The sequence below is a fragment of the Cupriavidus basilensis genome (genome assembly GCF_000832305.1).
Taxonomy (GTDB): Bacteria; Pseudomonadota; Gammaproteobacteria; order Burkholderiales; family Burkholderiaceae; genus Cupriavidus; species Cupriavidus basilensis_F.
In genome coordinates this window covers 3,674,802-3,695,594 of sequence record NZ_CP010537.1, presented here as the reverse complement: position 1 = coordinate 3,695,594, position 20,793 = coordinate 3,674,802, and the positions used below count along the sequence as shown (strand labels likewise).

Below are 20,793 nucleotides of genomic sequence, written 5' to 3'. Positions count from 1 at the left end.
CCACGCGCCAACTCCTGGAACCTAGAATGAAGGTGTCCTGTCCCCACGGGAGATCCCATGCATCTCGAAGGTTCCTGCCATTGCGGCGCGGTCAGCTTCAGCCTGGAGTGCGACTCGCCTTATCCGTTCATGCATTGCTACTGCTCGATCTGCCGAAAGACGGCGGGCGGCGGTGGCTATGCCATCAACCTCGGCGGTGACGCCGCCACGCTGAAGGTTCGCGGCAAAAAGCATGTCGGCATCTACCACGCGGTGATGCGCGAGCCGGGCAAGCGCGCGCGCCGCTCGCCGGCCAAGCGGCATTTCTGCCTGAAATGCGGCAGCGCGTTATGGCTCTGGGATCCGCGCTGGCCGGAGCTGGTGCATCCGCAGGCGTCCGCCATCGATACGCCGCTGCCCAAGCCGCCAGAGGTGGTGGAGGCCGCGCTGGATTTTGCCGCGCCCTGGGTCGATGTGCCCAAGGGGCGGGGCCATGTGCACTGCGGCACCTGGCCCTCCGAGTCGCTTGCCGAGTGGCACAGGCGCCGCGGCCTGCAAGGCTAGTGCGCCAGCATGATCCCCGCGGTGGCGATCAGGCACAAGGCAAAGGCGGCGCGCAGCCGCCGCTCCGGCATGCGGTGGGCGAGCGCCACGCCCCACGAGATGGTCAGCATGCCGCCGAGCGACAGCGGGATGCCGCTGGCCCAGTCGACATGGCCGGCATGGGCATAGGTGGCCAGCGCCACCACCGCGCCGGGCGTGACCAGCGCCAGCGCCAGGCCTTGCGCCGCCGCCTGCCGGAACCCGAACAGCCCAACCAGGGCCGGCGCCGCCACCACGCCGCCGCCCACGCTGAAAAAGCCCGAGAACGCGCCGCCGACCACGCCCAGCGCCGGAATCCAGCGCGGTGACAGGCGTGCTTGCTGCGCCGTGGCGGCGCGTCCTGGCAGCAGCCGCCAGAGGAAATAGAGCGCCAGGCCGATCATGAAGCAGGCAAAGATGCGGCGCAGCAACACGGCGTCGATGGCGGTGGCCAGACGTGCCGAGGCATAAGTCGCCAGCACCGCTGACAGCCCGAGCACGACTGCCGTGCGCAGCGCGATGCCGGCGCGGCGGCGGTATTGCCAGAAGCCGATCAGCACATTGGGCGCAATCATCACCAGCGCGGTGCCCTGCGCCAGTTGCTGGTCCATGCCATAAAGCAGGCCCAGCGCGGGAATGGCAATCAGCCCGCCGCCGATGCCGAACAGCCCGCCCACGGCGCCCAGCGCGCTGCCCAGGCCAAAGATCAACAGGGCGGACAGCAAGGACGGCAGCAGGGAATGGTCAAGCATGGAATACAGGAGGCGGCGCTAACGGCAACAGCATGGCAACAGCGTGCACTGCGGGGTGAGTGATAACGCCCCGGGCCGACGTTCCGGTGGGGGCCAAAAGGCACAAAGCGCGTAATGATACGCGGCTTTGGCGACCCGCCTGCTGGCTACTTTCCTTTGTCATGAAAGCGGCGTATTTGTCAGGGTTTTCCCTCGAAAAGGGGGTGTTCGAGGGTTTTTCCCCAAATTTGTTGGCCGCGTGAAAGGCGTTTGTAATGCAGTTCGGTTGGAATGCGCTCGGGAGATCGTTCGCCGCTGCCGGATACCGGCAAGAACACGTCGGGTTCCACGGAGATGCGTGAATATTCGCTAACTCGGTGCACCGAACGGCGGGCATGGTCGTTTACCGCACACTTAAGTCGAACCGAGCCAGATTGATCGTGTCTTTTTCCATTCCTCGTTTCCTGCTGCTAAGCCTTCTCGGCGCCGTTGCGGGCGCTGCCGTGGCCGGCTCTAATGTGCCGCAAAGCGCACCCTTGCCGATGGACGGCCCCTGCGTGGCGCCGCCGTCCAAGGCGACCCTGACCCTCGCCCAGGTGCGGGTCGATGCCGTGCGCTGCAACCGCGACATCATCGCGGCGCGGCGCAATGTGGAGGCTGGCCAGGCCGATATCCAGATTGCGTCGCAGCGGCCCAACCCTGTGCTCAGCCTGGGCGTGGCCAATATCAACCCGCATGCCGGCTTCAACTCGGGCGGCCCGCGCAGCAAGACGGTGGACTCCACACTGCGTGTGGACCAGGTGATCGAGACCGCCAACAAGGCAGGCTTGCGGGTGGATACCGCGCAAGCCTCCAGCCGCGCCGCTGGCGAAGTGCTGCAGGCGGTGATCACCCAGCAGGCGAGCCTGGTGGACCAGGCGTTCTATCAAGCATTGGTGAGCCAGGAACGGGTTGCCGTGCTCAACGAGACGCTGGCACTCTACGGCCGCACCCAGCAAGCCAACGAGGCTCGCCTGAAGGCTGGCGATGTGTCGCGCGCCGATGTGGCCAAGCTGCAGCTCGATGTGCTGCGCGCACAAGCCGACCTGCGCAGCGCCATGGCCGACCATGCCAGCGACAAGGCCGCGCTGGCGCAGGCCATCGGCGTGCCCGGCACGCTGGCCGACAATCGCCTGACGCCCGACTGGCCCGCCCTGGATGTGCCGGTGCCCCAGCCCGACGCCGACACCGTGCAGCGCCGCGCGGACGTGGCGGCGGCGGAAGCCCGCCTGGCTGCAGCCGCCAGCGCGCGCGACCTGGCCCGCGCGGGGCGCGTGCCCGATGTCACCGTGGGCGCGCAGGCGGAGCACTACCCTGTCTCGGCCGCCAACCAGACCGGCAGCGGCAACAGCTTCGGCGTGTTCGTGTCGATCCCGCTCTACGTGCGCCACAGTTTTGGCGGAGAAGCCCGCCGCGCCGAGGTGGATTACTACGCCGCGCTGGATGATCGCAACCGCGTGCTGCTCGAGGCGCAGAACGAGCTGGAGCGCTCGCGCAACCAGCTTGAAGCCACGCGCCTGTCGCTCAAGCAGATGGTCGAAGGCGTGGTGCCGACCGCCGAGAGTGTTGCCGGCAGCGCCGAGTTTGCCTACGCCAAGGGCGCCAGCAGCGTGCTGGACCTGCTCGATGCGCGCCGGGCCTTGCGCCAGACGCGCCTGGACGCTGTCAACGCGCAAGGCGATTTCGCCAAATCCCTGTCGGCTTACCGCGCCGCCCTGCAGTCCTCACCCAATTCCCAGGCTCGCCCCGATGTACCGCGTCCTTAATTCCGTGTCTGCTCCGATGTCCGTCCCGATGACTGCTAAGCCTGCTTCAATGTCCCCCGTACGTGCCGCGGCCCGCCATGGCGTCGCCGCCCGGCTGGTCGCGTTTTCGCTGGTCGCGCTGGCGCTCGCCGCCTGCGGCAAGAAGGAAGCCCCGCCCCCCAGCGACGAACCCAAGGTCAGCGGCAACACCGTTGAATTTCCGGCCACGGTCAGGACGCTGCCCGGCATCGTGGGCGAGGCCGTCAAGAGCGGCGGCGAGCGCATGCTGAGCCTGCCAGGCCGCCTGGTCTGGAATGAAGACCGCACCGTGCGCGTGTCGACGCCGTTTGCCGGGCGCGTGACCGAGGTGCTGGTGCAGCCGGGGACCAACGTCAAGGCGGGGCAGGCGCTGGCCATGCTGACCTCGACCGATTTCGGCGTGGCCCAGGCCGACGCCCGCAAGGCCGCGGCCGACGCCGCCTATGCCGGCAAGGCGCTGGCACGCCAGCGCGAGCTGTACGGTGCTGGCGTCGTGGCGCAAAAGGACCTGGAGCAGACCCAGGCCGACGCTGCCCGGGCCAATGCCGACCTGCAGCGCACCCAGGCTGCCTTGCGCCAGTACGGCGCCGGCGCGCAGGGCGAGGGCGCGAGCAACCGCTTTGCCTTGCGCACGCCGATCGACGGCCTGGTGGTGGAGCGCAATATCAATAACGGCATGGAGCTGCGCCCCGACCAGCCGCCCACCGCACCGCTGTTCCTGGTGACCGATCCCGGCGAACTGTGGGCGCAGGTCGACGCGGCCGAGGCCGACATCGCCCTGTTCAAGCCTGGTGTGACCGTCCAACTGGTGTCGGCCGCTTATCCCGGCGAGACCTTCGCCGGCAAGGTGGTCAAGGTGGCCGATTACGTGGATCCTGCGGCGCGCAGCGTCAAGGTGCGTTTGTCCGTGCCTAACCCGGACCGTCGCCTGAAGGCCGAGATGTTCGTCACCGCCAAGCTGCAGGCCGCCTCCTTCCAGGGGATCGCGGTGCCGTCCAAGGCCGTGTTCCTGGCCGAGAACCACCACTTTGTGTTCGTGCGCACGGCGCAGAACCGCTTCGAGCGCAAGCAGATCAAGCTGGGCGTGTCGCTGCCCGGCATGGCCGAGGCAGTGGAAGGGCTCAAGGATGGCGACGTGGTGGTGACCGACGGCAACCTGTACCTGCAGGACATCCTGCGAGACGCCACCGCGGTCAACGCGGCGCGCGCGAGCGAAGCCAGCAGCGCCAGCGCGAAGCAGTGAGGAAGACCGCCACATGATTTCGCGTATCGTCCATTTCGCCCTGCACCAGAAGCTGTTCGTCTGGCTCGGCCTTGCCATCTTCATCGGGGGGGGCCTTGCGGCCTTCAAGAACCTGCCGATCGAAGCCTTCCCGGATGTCTCCGACATCCAGGTCAACGTCATTACGCTATACCCGGGCCGCGCCGCCGAGGAAGTCGAGCGCCAGGTCACGATCCCGATCGAGACCGCGCTGGCCGGCACGCCGAACTCCGTGCGGGTGTTCTCGCACACCCAGTTCGGCCTGTCCTTCCTGATGGTCACCTTCAATGACAAGGCCACCGACGTGGTGGCCCGCCAGCAGGTGATCGAGCGCCTGCGCGGGGTGGACCTGCCCGACGGCGTGCAGCCGGAGCTGGCGCCGCTGTCGACCGCCATCGGCGAGATTTTCCGCTTTCGCCTGACCGGCAAGGGCTACAGCGCGCAGGAACTGCGCACGCTGCAGGACTGGGTGGTGGAGAAGAACCTGCGCCAGGTCCCGGGCGTGGCCGACCTTGTCACCATTGGCGGCACCATCAAGCAGTACGAGGTGAACCCCAACCTGGCGAAGATGCGCGACGCCAAGATCTCGCTCGCGCAACTCTTTACCGCCCTGCAGCGCGCCAACTCCAACGCCGGCGGCGGCGCCGTGGCCAACGGGCGCCAGCAGTTCCTGCTGCGCTCGCTGGGCAGCTTCCGCACCTCGGCCGATATCGCCGATGTGGTGGTGTCGGAAGTCAATGGCACGCCGATCCTGGTCAAGGACATTGCCGAGATCAGGACCGGTTCCGCGCCGCCCCAGGGCCTGATGGGCCAGGACGACGAGGACGATATCGTCTCGGGCATCGTGGTGATGCGCAAGGGCGAGAACCCCTCGCTGGTGCTCGAAGCGCTCAAGAAGAAGATCGACCTGCTGGACAACTCGATCCTGCCCAAGGGCGTGAAGATCGTGCCCTACTACGACCGCTCTACGCTGATCGACAAGACCTTGCACACGGTGTTCGGCAACCTGGTCGAGGGCGCGCTGCTGGTGATGGCCGTGCTGTACCTGTTCCTGGCCAATGTGCGTGCCGCGGCCATCGTGGCGATGGTGATTCCGCTGGCGCTGCTGTCCACGTTCATCGGCCTGACCTGGGTGGGCATTCCCGCCAACCTGCTGTCGCTGGGCGCGATGGACTTCGGCATCATCGTGGACGGCGCTGTGATCGTGGTGGAGAACATCTTCAAGCGGCTGGGCGAGCTGAAGGAAGCCCAGATCAAGGACAGCCGCGCGCGCATGCACGCCATCCTGCAGGCCACCACCGAAGTGGGCCGCCCGACCGTGTTCTCGATGATCATCATCATCGCCGCGCACATCCCGATCTTTACGCTGCAGCGCCACGAGGGCAAGATCTTCGCGCCCATGGCCTACACCGTGACGGGTGCGCTGGTCGGCTCGCTGATCATCTCGCTGACGCTGGTGCCGCTGCTGTGCCACCTGTTGCTGACCAAGAACATCGCGCATGAAGACAACTTCATGGTGCGCCATAGCAAGCGCCTCTACGAGCCGATGCTGGCCTGGGCGCTCGACCACAAGCGCACCGTGGTGGGCATCTCCGTTGGCCTGCTGGTGGCAACGGTTGGCGTGGGCAAGTTCCTTGGCAGCGAGTTCCTGCCGGAGCTGGACGAAGGCTCGATGTGGGTCAGCTTCGACCTGCCGGCGTCGGTGTCCATCGACGAAGCGCGCGACCAGGCCCGCCGCCTGCGTGGCGTGATTCGCAAGACGCCCGAGGTCAATACCACCATCTCCAAGGTGGGCCGCCCGGACGACGGCACCGATCCCAAGCTGATCAACACCGTCGAGATCCTGGTCGACCTGAAGAACGACAAGCAATGGCGCGCGGGCTACGACAAGCGCAAGATCATCAACGAGATCAACGCCAACCTGCGCCAGTTGCCCGGCATCGAGCCCAATTTCTCGCAGCCGGTGCGCGACAACATTCTTGAGAGCATCTCCCAGATCAAGGGCCAGATCGTGATCAAGGTGCAGAGCGACAGCTTGCAGCAGAACAAGCGCGTGGCCGACCAGATCCTGGCCAACGTGCAATCGGTCCAGGGCGTGATGCGCGCCTTTATCGACCGCGACGGCGAGCTGCCGCAGTATGTGCTGGACTTCGACCGCGCCCAGGCTGCCCGCTACGGCATCAACGTGGGAGACGTGCAGGACCTGATGGAGACCGCGCTGGCCGGCAAGGCAGCCACCGAGCTGTGGGAGGGCGAGAAGCACTTCAGCGTGGCGGTGCGCCTCAAGCCTAACGAGCGCCAGCTGCCAAACCTGCCGAATATCTTCCTGCAGACGGCGGACGGCGCGCAGGTGCCGCTGTCGCAACTGGTGCACTTCCGCGCGGCTTCCGGCGCGATGAACATCAGCCGCGAGAACGGCCAGCGCACCACGTCCATCGGCATCTTCATCCATGACCGCGACATGGGCAGCGTGGTGAAGGACATGCAGGAACTGGTCGCCAAGAACGTCAAGGCCGACGACGTCAAGATCAGCTGGTCGGGCGAGTTCGAGAACCAGGAACGCGCCATGGCGCGGCTGTCGATCGTGGTGCCGCTGTCGGTGCTGGTGATCTTCCTGCTGCTGTTCAATGCCTTCAAGTCGTTCAAGAGCGCGACCCTGATCATCTCAAACATTCCGTTCGCGCTGATCGGCGGCGTGTTCGCGCTGTTCATCACCGGCATTCCGCTGTCGGTGTCGGCTGCGATCGGCTTTATCGCGCTGTTCGGCCAGGCCGTGCTCAACGGCGTGGTGATGGTGACCTACTTCAACCAGCTGCGCGACGAAGGCATGCCGGTGCGCCAGGCCGTGCTGACCGGCTCGATGGACCGCTTGCGCACGGTGCTGATGACCGCGCTGCTGGCCATGCTGGGCCTGTTCCCGATGGCCATCTCGCGCGCCATCGGCTCGGAGACGCAGCGCCCGCTGGCCATCGTCATCATCGGCGGCCTGATCACCGCCACCATGCTCACGCTGATCGTGCTGCCCACGCTGTATGAGTGGATGGTCGGCCGCAACTGGCCGGACGAAGAGAACGGCAATGGCAACGGCAATGAGAACCGCTTGTCGGATTCGCTGCCGGCCTGATCTTCCGGTTGTTGCCTGCCTCGAAAGCCCGTCACCTTGGTGGCGGGCTTTTTTATTTCCCTGACCCGCCCCCCGGTCCCTTCGTCACAGGTTGCGCAGCGCGCGGCTGCAAATGCGGCGGGTGGCGGCGGCCGGCTCATGCAGTTGCCAGCGCTGGCACAGGGCGCGTACCCAGTCGGGACTGTCCTTGGCCGCATCGTTGAGCCAGTTGGCCACCGAGTCCTGTACATAGGGCGAGGGGTCGGCCTTCAGCGCGTCCAGCAGCGGCAGGGCCTGCGCGGGATGCTTCTTCAGCGCGGCGATATGCGCGCACCATACTCCACGCGGGCGAAGTGCTTCGGTGGCAAAGCGGCGCAGCCGCTCGGATGGCGACGCCGTCCAGGCGGCAAGCAGCGCGATGCCGGTGTCGAGGTCCGCCGCGAGATGCGGCCGCACTGCCATCCAGGCCCATTCGCGCACGCCGAAATGCGGGTCGTCGGCCAGCGCCCGGATGGCCGCGAGGCGCTGGCTCAGGTCCAGGCCCGGCCGCATGCCGGCCATGAAGCAGGCCCAGCCGCGCACGGTGTCCGATGGATGCGCCTGGCAACGTGCGATGCCCGCGGCGCCAAGCTGCTCCATGAGGATGGCGCCGATGCTGGCCATGCGCTTGAGGATGCCGAGCTGGCTGGCGGCTTCGGCTTGCTGCATGGCGGCTGGCGGGAGTTTGGGAAACACGGCGCGCAGCAGCGTGACCTGGTTCAACGCCAGGCATTCGGTGAGCGTGGCGCTTTGCAGTTCGCCGCGCTCCAGCGCGGCCAGGATGTCGGCGGGAATGTCCGCCGCCCGGCTCGCGCCTTTGCGTGATGCCGGCTGGGCTGCTGACTGGTTCATGCCAGGTCCTCCGGCACGCCATGGCGCCTGGCCATGCCCGCGGAAACCTTGCTTAGCAGGCCGTCGAGCAAGGCGCGCTCCTGTGCGGACAAGTCACGGAACAGGCTGGCGATCCAGCGGCCATGCTCGTCGAACACCTTCTTCGCGACCTGCTTGCCCTTGCGGGTGAGCCGGATGGTCAGGGCACGCCGGTCCGTGGCGTCGGCATGGCGTTCGATCAGTGCCTCGCGCTCCAGCCCGTCCAGCAGGCCGGTGATGGTGGCGCGCGTGACGCCGGCCTGCTCGGCGAGTGTATTGGGCGCCAGCCCGTCCCTGGCCGCGTTCAGCAGGAACAACAACACGAAACGGCCTTCGGACAGGCCATGCGGCGCCAGCAGCGCAGCGCAGTTGCGGTCGATCGCGGACGCCAGCGACAGTGCCCGGAAACACAGCTGGATGCTGTCCAGGCCGGGCAACTGGCGTCGTTCGGCTTCGTTGAGCAGGGCGAGGTACTTCTGTTCGAGTGCTTGCATGGTGGCGCCATATTATATGGCGCCTAACTAGTTGGCAAGCGCGCCGCCGGCTGCCTTCAGGGCAATCCGGTCGACCAGCAACACGATGACGGCACCGATCGCCGTCGCGGCCACGCGGTCCATCAGCATGCCGCCGTCGGCCGGCCCGCTGGCGCTCATGATCATCACCATCAGCGGGGTCATGACTGCCGAGTAGGCCAGGTAGTTGCGCAGGCGCAGCAGTGGCCGGATGCCGGCCAGCCATCCCGCGTTGAATGCCACCAGCCAGTACGGGAGCTGGTGGCCCAGCAGCAAGCTCGCGCCAAGCACGCCGAGAAGGGTGCCGGCCACGCGCTGCGTGGCCTTGACGGCAAAGCCTTCTGGCTGCCGCTGCAGCAGGATCGCCACGGTCAGCGTGATCCATTCGAAATGATGGTTCGGGAACATCCCGCGCAGGATGCCGGCGCAGCCCAGGCCGAGCACCAGCCGCAGCGTGTACTGCCACCCGGCCCACTGCGACAGCGTGCGCCGCCATCGCCGCAGGCGCTGCGCCGTGGTGGGTAATGGCAACGGCAATGGCAAGCGCGTGTCCGCTTGCGGCAGCGCTGTGGCCCTCGGCGCGAGGAGCAGGCACAGCAGACAGGTCCAGAGCGCGCCGGCCAGCGCGAGCAGGAGAAAGCCTGCCCGATGGGGCGCAGCGCTTGCCGCGCCTGTGGCAATGATCAGGAACAGGACGAAGCGCGTGGCCGCTATCGCGAGCGGCCGGCTGTAGCCGCCGAGGCAGGCCGCCGCACCGGCCAGCAAGAGGACGATGGCATCGGTCAGGATGCCGTGGCCCGCCAGGGCTGCCGCGATGCCCGCGGCAGCCGCAACCGGTGCAAGCAGGGCCGCCAGTGGCCTGATGCGGGCTTCGTCGCGTGCGTCGATGCCCGAACCGGCAACCGCACCGGCGCCGATCGCCAGGCTACCAAGCGCGGCGGCCTGGCCGAGCGCGATCTGCCCCGTGGCGCCGGCAAGCAGCAGCGGCATGCCCATGCCCAGGGCTGCCGCGAGCATCTCGCGAGGATGCACCTGCGCGCCGGCAGGCCAGTGGATGGCTTTGGCAAGATGGGTCTTCGCGCTCAATGTCCTCTCCCGTGATTGCGGGACTCCGCGGCCAGAAAATCGCGCGGCGCCTGTCCCAGCGCGCGCCGGAACATGGTGGAGAAGGCGCCGGCATTGGCATAGCCGGTTTCGGCCGCCACATGCGCGAGCGGCTTGCCGCGGCTCATCAGGTCGACGGCGTGCGCCAGCCGCAATTGCTGGCGCCAGGCGGCAAAGCTGGTGTGCAGCTCGGTGCGGAACAGCCGCGCCAGGGTGCGCTCGCTGGCGCCCGTCAGCTCGGCCCATTGGGCCAGGCTCAGCGCCGACCCTGGCTGCTCCATCAAGGCATCGCACAACGCTTTAAGGCGGCGGTCGGTGGGCAAGGCCAGCCCCGGCCAAAGCGTGGGCGCGGTGCGCAACTCCTCGATCAGCAGGGCCGCGCTTAGCTGGCGCCGTGGCGCGGACAGGCTGGCCGCGTCGGCCAGCGCCACCATCAGGTTGCGCATCAACGCCGACACTTCCACGACCGCGCAGGCGGTGAGCGACAGCGGCGCCGCCTGCGGCAGCACATAGCAGGCGTGCAGCGCTGCGTCGCCCAGCGTGACCACCTCGTGTTCCACATCCGGCGGAATCCACACCGCGCGCATGGTCGGGACCACCCAGGTGGTGCCTGCCGCGGTCACCCGCATGCTGCCGCGCAGGGGGCACGAGATCTGCCCCCACGCATGCCGATGGCGGCGAATGATGGCGTTGGGCGGCGGCAGGCGCAGATGCACGATGACCGGCTGCTCGGCGGTGGGCTGGGTCAGCGGGACGGGCTGGTAGGTGGTGCGTGGCATCTGGCTCGGCGCGGCTTTGGCGCAGGGTTTCGGGTGTGGCTGGTATTCGTAAGAAATTGCCCGAGAAGTGTAACCCGGCCAGATTGGCGCGTCCTACGATGGCGCTCATCGCATGGCACCACGGAGTTCCCTCGCATGAGCAATACCAGTCAGCCCGGCTTGCCGCCCCCGGCCAGCCTTCCCGGCAATCCCGCCGCTTCCAAGGCGCCACCCGCCGCAGGCCCCGCGAGCGCGGGCAAGCTGTCGGACAGCGCGCGCGCCGCTATTGTCATCGCCCTGTGCGTGGCGGTGGTATGGCTGGTGGGCCGCGCCACCGGCGCGCCCGGCGGCCTGGTGCTGGCGGCGGCGCTGGTGGCGTCCACCGTTTGCTGTTGGGCGCTGGGCGCGTTGCCCGAGCCGGCTACGACGTTGCTGTTCTTCCTGTGTGCCGTCGTGCTGCACGTGGCGCCGGCGCCCGTGGTGTTCTCGGGCTTTGCTTCTACCGCGTGGTGGCTCATGTTCGGCGGCGCGGTAACCGGCGTGGCCTTGCGCCAGACCGGGCTGGCGCAGCGCCTGGCGGCCATCATCTTCCGGGGCCGGGTGGGCAGCTATCGCCAGGTGATCGGCACCGTGGCGGTGAGCGCCGTGGGGCTGGCATTCCTGACGCCGTCGACCACCGGGCGCGTGCTGCTGCTGATGCCGATCGTGCTGGCGCTGGCCGACCGGCTTGGCTTCGCACCGGGTTCCAACGGCCGCATCGGCATGGTGCTGACCGTGGCAGCCGCCAGCTATATGCCGCCCACCACTATCCTGCCGGCCAATATCCCCAACAGCGTGTTGCTCGGCGCGGCCAGCTCCCTGTATGGCGTCAACCTGAGCTATGGCAGCTATCTCCTGCTGCATTTCCCCATCCTCGGCTTGCTCAAGACCGTGATACTGGTCTGGCTGGTTTGCCGGCTGTTCCCCGAGCGTGGGCCGATCGCTGCACTCCCGCGCGAGCAAGCGAGCGCGCCGAGCCGGCAGGAGAAGCTGCTGGCCGTGATCCTGGTGCTGGCCGTGGCCGGGTTTGCCACCGATACGCTGCACGGCGTCTCGCCGGCCTGGATCTCGCTGGCGGCATGCATCGTCTGCCTGTTGCCGGGCGTGGGCCTGGTTTCCTCGCGCATGCTGGCCGAGCAGGTGCACCTCACGCCTCTGATCTATGTGGCCGGCTTTCTCGGCCTGGGCGCCGTGGTGGAGTCCACCGGGCTGGGGACCGCCATCAGCACGGCACTGCTGCGCTGGTTGCCCCTTGCGCCGGGGCATACCGCCGCCAATGTGGCCGCGCTTGGCGCGGTCGGGGCGAGCCTGGGCCTCATGACGACGCTGCCCGGCTTGCCTGCCGTGCTGACACCGCTGGCCAAACAACTGGCGCAGGCCACGGGTTTGTCGCTGGAAGCCGTGCTGATGCTGCAGGTTCCCGTGTTCTCCACGGTGTTCTTCCCTTACCAGTCGCCACCCATCGTGATCGCCATGCAGCTCGGTGGCGTGGGGCTGCGCGACGGAACCCGCATGTGCCTGGCGCTGGCCGCGCTGACCTTGCTGGTGCTGCTGCCGCTGGATTACTTCTGGTGGCGCTCGCTGGGCTACCTGCCTTGAGCGCGCTGCCAGGGAGCTTGCGTCAACTCACGCATGATCTCGGCCTTCGACCTCTACCTCTGGATAACGCCAGCCCCGGGTAGGCGGCCAGTGCCGGCCTGCACTTCGCTGCGGAACCACAACCCGCAGGCGCGCCGCGTTGCTCCTGAGTCACCCCGGGGACAGAGAGCGCATCCTGCGCTCATTTGTCGCGGGGCGGCGACCTGTTCTATTGACACTCCTCCGTGCCCGCCAGTTTTTTTTCGCGTTCCAGGGGCAATGACTGCATTTAATGTCAACCGGACGTATTACTATTCGTTACGAAATATTACGGAGCGGAAACACTTGGCCCGCTGGCCCCCCACGCCGCCGGCCGCGCTCCGTGATCCAGGCAATGCCTGGCCGTCTACCCTGCCACCATCATGGCGGGCGCGGCGGTGTTGAATCGTTAGCGCAGCACCACAAGACCGGGTACCGGCTTTGCTGCATCGGGAACAGGGGAGCATCAAGTGGTGCAAGGACCAATCTCGAGCCTTCAATGGCTGTCGGGGCTGAATGCCAGGGGATTTTTTCACGATCTCGGGCCTTTTTTCTATTTTCGCTATCTGGCGGCGCTTACTGCGTTGTCGGCGTTTTGCCACCCGCCGGGTGGCAAGAAGTGGGTTTTCAAGCGTCTCAAGCTGATCTGCCGGTCCGCATTCCGCTTTGCCGCGGTGCGCAGCTGGTTGCAGGCGGTCGACTCCTGCGCGCTGATGCAGCGCGTGGCCATGGCCAAGCCCTCGCTGCTCGAGCGCCCGTATCGCCCGCTTGGCGCATTCGGGCTGAGCTTTCGCGAGCGCATGCGTACGGTGCTGGATCACTACCGTGCGATGAGCACGCTGGTGCCGCCGGCGCTGAGCGAACGCGTCTACGTGGGCGGTGGGCTCGAATGGGCGATGGGCGATGGCCGCTATAGGCTGCGCCTGGCCGATTCCGGGCCGAACCCCAAGGAAGGCGAACTGGCCTTTTATTGGCTGGACACGGCCAGCGGCGTGTGCCTGAGCCAGCTCAGCTTCTACCTGGCGCAGCGCAAGGACGGCACGGAGATCTTCGTCGGGGGCCTGCAAGGCCCCATGGGCGAGAGCAGCCGCGACCTGATCCGCGAATCCACCAAGGCATGCGAAGGCCTGCGTCCCAAGGATGCGGTCATGGAAGCGCTGCTCGGCTTTGCCGCCGTGCTCGGGGTGCAGCGCATCGTGGGCGTCAGCAAGAAAAATCACGTGGGCCGCCAGCGCCATACCCCGCGCGAGATCCGCTGCGACTACGAGGGCTTCTGGATGGAGTCCGCGGGCCAGCCAATGCCTTGCGGCAATGTCGAGGTGCCGGTCAACCAGCCGCGCCGCGATGTGATGGAGCTGCCGTCCAAGAAGCGCTCCGCGTACCGGCGCAAGCTGGCCCAGGTAGAGGCCATCCACGCGGCCGTGCATGGCTGGTTCGCGGCGCCCGCCGTGCCGCAGGCAACCACCCCGGCGCCCACCCTGACGCAGGTCATTGCGCCGGGCAGCGCGCAGCCGCTTGCAGCGTGAGCCAGGGCGGTGACAAGCCGCGATGGACACACACAGAAAAGCGCGGGCTTCGGCCTGCGTTTTTTTTGCGCCAGTGACGGGACTACAGTAAACCCTAGTAGTCTAGGTTTATAGACCTTATTAAAGTAAGCCACTTCCGTAAGCCACCTACGTAAGCCACTTCCGGCCGGCGCTAACACGCTGGCGCCCATGGCTTTCGCAGCCGCTGCGTTGCTCCCGCTATTGATGCCGAATCCAGCTTTCACCGCCTTGCCTGCCTCCAGCGACCTCTTGTCCCGCAGCCGCCAGCCGGTCTACCTCCAGCTCGCCACGATCTTCCGCCGCCATATCGAGAGTGGCGAATGGCGCCAAGGCGAGCGCATTCCGTCGCTCGAGCAGCTTTGCCGCGAGTTCGGCGTGGCGCGCATGACCATGCATCACGCGCTCTCCCTGCTTGACGAAGAAGGCCTGCTGACCCGCGAGCGCGGGCGCGGCACGTTCGTCAAGGCAAGCTGCCGCGAGCGCCGCGCGATGAGGCTGCCGGTGAGCTGGGACCAGGTGGTGGCCGTCGGCGAGCAGCTTGACACCGAGGCGCTGTCCGAGTCCGACGGCACCGTCACCTTGCCGGACGAACTGGGCATGCCTTGCGCCGCCACGCGTGCGCCGGGCTATCACTTCCTGCGCCGCCTGCACCGGATCGAGCAGCGCCCGTTTGCGCTGGGCGAGGTCTTTATCGAGGCCAGCGTGTTTGCGCGGGAGCCCGAAGCGTTCCGCCACGGCGCTTCGGTGCCGGTGCTCGACCGTTTCCCCCAGTTGAAGGTCACTGCCGCCAGGCAGCGCCTGTCAATCATTGCGGCGGGCGCGGAATCGGCCGCCAGGCTGGCCTTGCCCGTTGGCGCGCCGGTGGCCGAGTTGCGGCGCTATGCGTGCGTGGACGGCGTGATCGTCTATTACGCGCGCATCGAATTCCCGAGTGAGTTCGTCTGCCTGGATTTTGACCTGCTTGCGGCCGGCGCGGGCGCCGCCCCCGTTTATGTCCCACCGCGCCCGGCCGCTACGCCAGCGGCGCAGTCCTGATGCTTGTCCACCAATCCATTCCCTGATCCATTCCCCAATCCGCCAACCGGAAATGAACGAGATGCCGAATACCGACCGCAACCAAGGTAGCCATGCAACCCAGGGCAACAACGGGCAGAGCGAGATGAACGGCGCCGAGAGCCTGGTCAAGACGCTGCTGGCCTGCGGCGTGGACACCTGCTTTGCCAACCCCGGCACCAGCGAAATGCACTTCGTGGCCGCGCTCGACCGCATTCCCGGCATGCGTTGCGTGCTCGGCCTGTTCGAGGGCGTGGTGACCGGCGCGGCCGATGGCTACGCGCGCATGGCCGACAAGCCGGCCGCCACGCTGCTGCACTGCGGCCCGGGCCTGGCCAATGGCCTGGCCAACCTGCATAACGCGCGCCGCGCGCAGACGCCGGTGATCAACATCGTGGGCGACCAGGCCACCTATCACCGTCCGTTCGACGCGCCGCTGACGGCCGATACCGAAGGCTGGGCGCGCCCCGTCTCGGTCTGGACCCGCACCGCCACGGATGCCGCATCGGTCGGCGCCGATGCCGCCACGGCCGTGCAGGCCGCGTGCGCCGCCCCCGGTGGGGTCGCCAGCCTGATCCTGCCCTCGGATGTCTGCTGGGATGCCGGCGGCAAGGTAGGCGTGCCGCTGGCGCCGCTGCCGGTGCCCAAGGTCTCGCCCGACGCCGTCCAGCAAGCTGCACGCCTGCTGCGCTCGGGCCAGCCCACGCTGATCGTGCTGGCCGGCACCGCGCTGCGCGAGGTGCCGCTGGCCGATGCGCACCGCATCGCCGCTGCCACCGATGCGCGCCTGATCACGCCGATGTCCAACGCCCGCGTGTCGCGCGGCCGAGGTCGTTTCAACGTGGATCGGGTGCCCTATTCCGGCGACGTGGCGCGGGACAAGCTGGCTGGCATCCGCAACGTCATCCTGGTGGGCGCGCCGCCGCCGGTGACGTTCTTCGCCTATCCGGGCAAGTCGCCGCGCCCCTATCCGGAAGACGCCGAGATCCATGTGCTGGCACGTCCGGAACAAGATCTGGCCGAAGCGCTGGCGCGTCTTGCCGACGAGCTTGGCGCCCCCTCGGTGTCGGTGCCGGCTTCGGTCGCGCCGCGTGGAATCGCCAAGGGCGCGGTGACCTCCGAGGCGGTCGCGCAAACGCTGACGGCGCTGCTGCCGGAGCAGGCCATCGTGGTGGAAGAGAGCGTGAGCTTTGGGCGTGCGTTTTATCCGGGGACCGTGCATGCCGCGCCGCATGACTGGCTGCAACTGACTGGCGGTGCTATCGGCGATGGGCTGCCGCTGGCCACTGGCGCCGCGGTTGCCGCGCCAGGGCGCCGGGTGGTTGCGCTGCAGGCCGATGGCTCGGGGATGTACACGCTGCAATCGCTGTGGACGATGGCGCGCGAGAAGCTTGATGTCACCGTGGTGATTCTGGCTAATCGCAAGTACGCGATCTTGCTGGGCGAGCTGGCTGGGGTCGGGGCCAATCCGGGCAAGACTGCGCTTGATATGCTGGATATCGGCAATCCGGATCTTGACTGGGTGCAGCTGGCCAATGGGATGGGGGTGGAGGCTGCGCGGGCTGAGGATATGGAGCGGTTTGCTGAGTTGTTTGGGATGGCTAATGGTCGGCGGGGGCCGTTTGTTATTGAGTTGGTGATTTGAGGTGGGGGGTAGGTTGGTGGTCCCGACTGCAGATGCAACTGCAACTGCTTAACGTCAAGGGCAACTTCAACTGCAGTTTCACCGCCCCTGCGGGGCGGCGACCTACTTTTTTGTCTTGCCAAAAAAGTAGGCAAAAAAGGCGCGCCGGATGGGGCGACTACTCCTCGGGATTCGGCGAAAAGAGCGGCCGGGACCCAAACTCGCATCGCCTTACGGCGATACTCAGACATGGGTCCCTCTTTTCCGCTCTTTTCGCCGAATCCCGAGGCGCCCCATACGGCCTTGGCACACCTTGACGGCTCGCTTCGCATCGCGCTGGGGTGTTTCCCGCCCCTTCGGGCGGGAAACACGGCTACCACAGTTGGTTGATCGTGCCGCTGGTTGGCTCCCCTCTCCCGCTTGTGGGAGAGGGGCGGGGGAGAGGGCGGGCGCTCGCAGTGTCGCGCTCGCTCGTATGCCCGGCCCGGGCTTTACGCGGCCATCACCTCGCCATACCGCTGCACATGGAAATCGCTGTCGCCGAGCAACGGGTCGATCATGGTCAGGCGCTTGAAGTAATCCCCAACCTCCAGCTCGTCTGTCATGCCCATGCCGCCGTGCAGCTGCACGGCTTGCTGGCCGACGAGGCGGCCGGCCTTGGCGACCGTGACCTTGGCGGCGCTGAGCATGCGGCGGCGTTGGGCGGGGTCGGTTTCGTCCAGGGCTTGCGCTGCCACGTAGGCCATCGACAACGCCAGTTCCTTTTGTACGAGCATATCGGCCATGCGGTGCTGCAGCGCCTGGAACACCGCTAGCGGCTTGCCGAACTGCTGCCGCGTGCGCAGGTACTCGGCGGTGATCTCGATCAGTTTTTCCATGGCGCCGGCGGCTTCGGCGCATAGCGCGGCAATGCCGTGGTCGATGCCGTGGAGCAGGGCGGGCAGGCCGTCGGCTGCGTTACCGATCATGGCGCTGGCGTCCACGATGACGTTCTGCAGGGCGAGGTCGGCGGCGCGCAGGCTGTCCATGGTGGGATAGCCGTGCACGGTGAGGCCGGCGGCGTTGCCGGGTACCAGGAACAGGGCTAGCTCGTTGCTGCCGCAGACGCGCGCGGTGAGCAGGAAGGCGTCGGCGGCTTCGCCGTGCCAGGCCAGGCTCTTGTTGCCGTTCAGGACGTAGCCGTCGCCCTTGCGCTCGGCGCTGGCGCGTGCGGTCTCGGGGCGGTAGCGCGTGGTGGGTTCCAGGTAGGCGAGGGTGACCACGCGTTCGCCGGCGGCGATGGCGGGCAGCCAATCGTTTTTCTGGGCGTCGCTGCCGTAGGCGCTGAGCACGGCGGTGGCCATCACCGCGGTGGGCGTGACCGGTTCCAGCACCAGGCCACGGCCCAGTTCGCGCTGCACCACCAGCTGGCTGGCGGCGCTTTCGCCGAAGCCGCCGTATTCGCCGGGCACGGTCAGGCCGAGCACGCCCATTTCGGCTAGCTGCGCCCAGGTGGCGCGGTTGAGGCTGCCGCCGCCGCGGGCGCTCTTGCGGCGTTTATCGAAGGTGTATTCGGTATCGATGAAGCGGCGCAGGCTGTCCGCCAGCATCTGCTGTTCTTCGCTGTAGTTGAAGTCCATGACTGTGCTTGTTCCGTCTGTGCTCTCAGAAACCGAGGATCATCTTGGAGATGATGTTCTTCTGTACTTCGGTGGTGCCGCCGTAGATCGATGTCTTGCGCATGTCGAAATACGTGGACGCGGCGGGCGCGGCCCAGGCCGGGGCGTGCAGCGGTGCGTCGGCGGGCGGCGCTTCGCCGGCTTCGAGCCAGCGCGGGGAGTATGGCCAGGCATTGGGGCCGGCCACTTCCATCTGCAGCATGGCGAGGTCCTGCTGGATCTCGGAGCCACGGATCTTGACGATGGAGGCTTCCGGGCCGGGGCCGCGGCCGGCGTCTTGCGTGGCTACGCGCAGCAGCAGCATTTCCAGCGCCATGATGTCCATCTCGATGCGCGCGATCTTGTCGCGCATGCGCACGTCATCGATCAGCGGGCGGCCCGCGCCGTCGGTGGCTTGCGTGGCGTAGTGCTTGAGCTGGCGCAGCTCGCGGTTGCAGTGGCCGATGCCGGCAATGCCGGTGCGCTCGTGGCCGAGCAGGTACTTGGCATAGGTCCAGCCGCGGTTTTCTTCTCCCAGCAGGTTGCCCGCCGGCACTTCCACATCCTCGAACCACACCTCGTTGACGTCGTGGCCGCCGTCCAGCGTGACAATGGGGCGCACGGTCACGCCCGGCGTCTTCATGTCGATCAGCAGCATCGAGATGCCTTCCTGCGGCTTGGACTCGCTGTCGGTGCGCACCAGGCAGAAGATCCAGTCGGCGAAGTGCGCCATCGTCGTCCAGGTCTTCTGGCCGTTGACGATATAGCGGTCGCCCCGGCGCACGGCGCGCGTCTTGAGCGAGGCCAGGTCGGAGCCGGAGCCGGGCTCGGAGTAGCCCTGGCACCAGAAGTCCTCCACCGTGGGGATGCGCGGCAGGAAGCGTTCCTTGTGCTCCTGGCTGGCGTACTTCATCAGCACCGGGCCGATCATGGTCAGGCCGAAGGGCAGCAGGCGCGGCGCGCCCGCACGGAATGCCTCGATCTCGAAGATCAGGCGCTGCAGCGCGTTCCAGCCCGTGCCGCCCCATTCCTTGGGCCAGGTCGGCGCGCCCCAGCCCCGCGCATGCAGGATACGGTGCCAGCGCACATAGTCATCCTTCTCCACGCGCTGGTGAGCCAGCACCTTGTCGCGGATATCCGCGGGCAGGCTGGCCTGCACGAAACTCCGAACTTCTTCGCGGAACGCTTGTTCCGCCGCGCTGAAACGCAGGTCCATCTGTTTGTCCCCTCGGTTGGGAAGGCGGGCCGCCACCGGCCGCCGTTTTGAGTCGTTGCCGGGATTTTATGGGTGGCGGGGCGTTCGGTTCTTCCGCAATGGCAAAGCCGTCCTTCCGCGCTTGCGAACCGATGGCCAGCGCAAGCCAGCCGCCTGCAAGCGCCCATGCCAAGCAGAACACGGCCTTAGCCAAATCCAAATGGCATGCGGCCGACGCCTGCCGCACACTGGCGCAGTGCCGTCGCAGCACAAGAACAATTCACGCCGAGGAGACAGGCGATGCACCGCTGGACCATACGTTGCACCCGATGGCTTGCCCTATGCGGCTGGCTGGCGGCCACGGCGAGCGCATTCGCCGCCTATCCCGACAAGCCCGTCCGGCTGGTGGTGCCTTTCCCGCCGGGCGGCGCCACCGACCTGCTCGCGCGTGAAGTCAGCCATGCACTTTCCGTGCGGCTCGGCCAGTCGGTAGTGATCGAGAACCGGCCCGGCGCGGGCGGCAACATTGCCGCCGTGGCGGTGGCGCGCGCGCCGGCCGATGGCTATACCTTGCTGTTCGGCACCTTCGGCTCGCTGGCCGTCAACAAGAGCCTGTACGACAAGCCGGGCTACGACCCGCTCAAGGATTTCGCGCCGGTGGCCTCCGTGGCCTACCTGCCCAACGTGCTGGTGGTCCATCCCTCCGTCCCGGCCCGCAACGTGGCCGAGCTGCTGGCGCTTGCACGGCGCGAGCCCGGCAAGCTGACCTACGGCTCCTTTGGCAACGGCTCGTCGTCGCACCTGGCCGGCGAGCTCTTCACCCACATGGCGGGCGTGCGCATCGACCACGTGCCGTACAAGGGCAGCGCCCCGGCCATGACGGACCTGATCGGCGGGCGCCTGACCATGATGTTCGACAGCATCTCCACCGCCTTGCCATACGTGCGGGATGGCCGCGTGCGCGCGCTGGCGGTGACCACCGCCAAGCCGTCCGAGCAGCTGCCCGGCGTGCCGACGCTGGCCGCTGCCGGTGTGCCCGGCTATGAACTCACCGCGTGGTTCGGCGTAGTGGCGCCGGCCAATACCCCGGCCGCCATTGTCGATCGCCTCAATGCCGAGATCGTGGCGTCGCTCGCGCAGCCCGAGCTGGCGGCGCGGCTGGCCAGCCAGGGCACGGTGCCCTTTCCTTCGACGCCGGCGCAGTTCGGCACCTATATGCGCACCCAGTACCAGAAGTGGGACGGCCTGATCAAGTCAGCGAACATCCATCTGGATCAGTGAGTTCGCCGTTTCAGCCATTCCGAGCTATTCCCAGCCGT

Annotated in this window: 16 protein-coding genes; 9 read left to right on the top strand and 7 right to left on the bottom strand. The window is 67.3% G+C overall.

Features of this window, described 5'->3' with window-relative positions:
• Window positions 1-57: 57 nt before the first annotated feature.
• Window positions 58-543, top strand: a complete 486-nt coding sequence (locus tag RR42_RS36715) for a GFA family protein (RefSeq protein WP_043357282.1) — start codon at window positions 58-60, stop codon at window positions 541-543.
• Here the strand turns inward: RR42_RS36715 and RR42_RS36710 are convergent.
• Window positions 540-1,313 carry a sulfite exporter TauE/SafE family protein gene (locus RR42_RS36710; protein ID WP_043357280.1) on the bottom strand — a complete coding sequence of 258 codons (774 nt, stop codon included), beginning with the start codon at window positions 1,311-1,313 and terminating at the stop codon, window positions 540-542. The genes RR42_RS36715 and RR42_RS36710 overlap by 4 nt on opposite strands.
• 521 nt (window positions 1,314-1,834) lie before the next feature.
• Here RR42_RS36710 and RR42_RS36705 point away from each other — a divergent pair.
• From RR42_RS36705 to RR42_RS36695, 3 genes are read left to right on the top strand one after another with little or no spacing between them, the layout of a single operon-like run.
• Window positions 1,835-3,097, top strand: a complete 1,263-nt coding sequence (locus tag RR42_RS36705) for a TolC family protein (RefSeq protein WP_052495206.1) — start codon at window positions 1,835-1,837, stop codon at window positions 3,095-3,097.
• A 49-nt stretch (window positions 3,098-3,146) separates the two neighbouring features.
• On the top strand, window positions 3,147-4,358 hold the full coding sequence (locus RR42_RS36700) for an efflux RND transporter periplasmic adaptor subunit (RefSeq protein WP_043357278.1): 1,212 nt from the start codon (window positions 3,147-3,149) through the stop codon (window positions 4,356-4,358).
• 13 nt (window positions 4,359-4,371) lie between these two features.
• A complete protein-coding gene (locus RR42_RS36695; RefSeq protein ID WP_043357276.1) occupies window positions 4,372-7,500 on the top strand; it encodes an efflux RND transporter permease subunit in 3,129 nt (1,042 codons plus the stop codon).
• A gap of 84 nt (window positions 7,501-7,584) precedes the next feature.
• On the opposite strand, the gene RR42_RS36690 is transcribed toward RR42_RS36695, so the two are convergent.
• The 4 genes from RR42_RS36690 to RR42_RS36675 are packed head-to-tail and all read right to left on the bottom strand — an operon-like array spanning window position 7,585 to window position 10,783.
• Entirely contained in the window at window positions 7,585-8,370 is a 786-nt protein-coding gene (locus RR42_RS36690; protein ID WP_043357275.1) for a DNA alkylation repair protein, read from the bottom strand.
• A complete protein-coding gene (locus RR42_RS36685; RefSeq protein WP_043357274.1) occupies window positions 8,367-8,882 on the bottom strand; it encodes a MarR family winged helix-turn-helix transcriptional regulator in 516 nt (171 codons plus the stop codon). The genes RR42_RS36690 and RR42_RS36685 overlap by 4 nt, the downstream gene beginning before the upstream one ends.
• Window positions 8,883-8,909: 27 nt before the next feature.
• The gene (locus tag RR42_RS36680) at window positions 8,910-9,986 is read right to left on the bottom strand and encodes an FUSC family protein (RefSeq protein ID WP_043357272.1); all 1,077 of its coding nucleotides are present in this window, start codon (window positions 9,984-9,986) and stop codon (window positions 8,910-8,912) included.
• Entirely contained in the window at window positions 9,983-10,783 is an 801-nt protein-coding gene (locus RR42_RS36675; RefSeq protein ID WP_043357270.1) for an AraC family transcriptional regulator, read from the bottom strand. Before RR42_RS36675 ends, RR42_RS36680 begins: the two co-directional genes overlap by 4 nt.
• A gap of 135 nt (window positions 10,784-10,918) precedes the next feature.
• Between RR42_RS36675 and RR42_RS36670 the strand changes: the two genes are divergently transcribed.
• The 4 genes from RR42_RS36670 to RR42_RS36655 all read left to right on the top strand — a co-directional run bounded on the left by RR42_RS36670 (window position 10,919) and on the right by RR42_RS36655 (window position 16,663).
• A complete protein-coding gene (locus RR42_RS36670) occupies window positions 10,919-12,400 on the top strand; it encodes an SLC13 family permease (protein WP_043357268.1) in 1,482 nt (493 codons plus the stop codon).
• Between the two features lie 491 nt (window positions 12,401-12,891).
• Window positions 12,892-13,944, top strand: a complete 1,053-nt coding sequence (locus RR42_RS36665) for a VirK/YbjX family protein (RefSeq protein WP_236702134.1) — start codon at window positions 12,892-12,894, stop codon at window positions 13,942-13,944.
• Between the two features lie 225 nt (window positions 13,945-14,169).
• The gene (locus tag RR42_RS36660) at window positions 14,170-15,000 is read left to right on the top strand and encodes a GntR family transcriptional regulator (protein WP_052495335.1); all 831 of its coding nucleotides are present in this window, start codon (window positions 14,170-14,172) and stop codon (window positions 14,998-15,000) included.
• A gap of 124 nt (window positions 15,001-15,124) precedes the next feature.
• Window positions 15,125-16,663, top strand: a complete 1,539-nt coding sequence (locus tag RR42_RS36655) for an acetolactate synthase large subunit (protein WP_043358573.1) — start codon at window positions 15,125-15,127, stop codon at window positions 16,661-16,663.
• Window positions 16,664-17,133: 470 nt separating this feature from the next.
• Here RR42_RS36655 and RR42_RS36650 read toward each other — a convergent pair whose 3' ends face one another.
• Window positions 17,134-18,261, bottom strand: a complete 1,128-nt coding sequence (locus RR42_RS36650) for an acyl-CoA dehydrogenase family protein (RefSeq protein WP_043357261.1) — start codon at window positions 18,259-18,261, stop codon at window positions 17,134-17,136.
• A gap of 25 nt (window positions 18,262-18,286) precedes the next feature.
• Window positions 18,287-19,495 carry an acyl-CoA dehydrogenase family protein gene (locus RR42_RS36645; protein ID WP_043357259.1) on the bottom strand — a complete coding sequence of 403 codons (1,209 nt, stop codon included), beginning with the start codon at window positions 19,493-19,495 and terminating at the stop codon, window positions 18,287-18,289.
• A 279-nt stretch (window positions 19,496-19,774) separates the two neighbouring features.
• On the opposite strand from RR42_RS36645, the gene RR42_RS36640 reads away from it, so the two are divergent.
• The gene (locus RR42_RS36640) at window positions 19,775-20,755 is read left to right on the top strand and encodes a tripartite tricarboxylate transporter substrate binding protein (RefSeq protein ID WP_043357257.1); all 981 of its coding nucleotides are present in this window, start codon (window positions 19,775-19,777) and stop codon (window positions 20,753-20,755) included.
• Window positions 20,756-20,793: the final 38 nt, after the last annotated feature.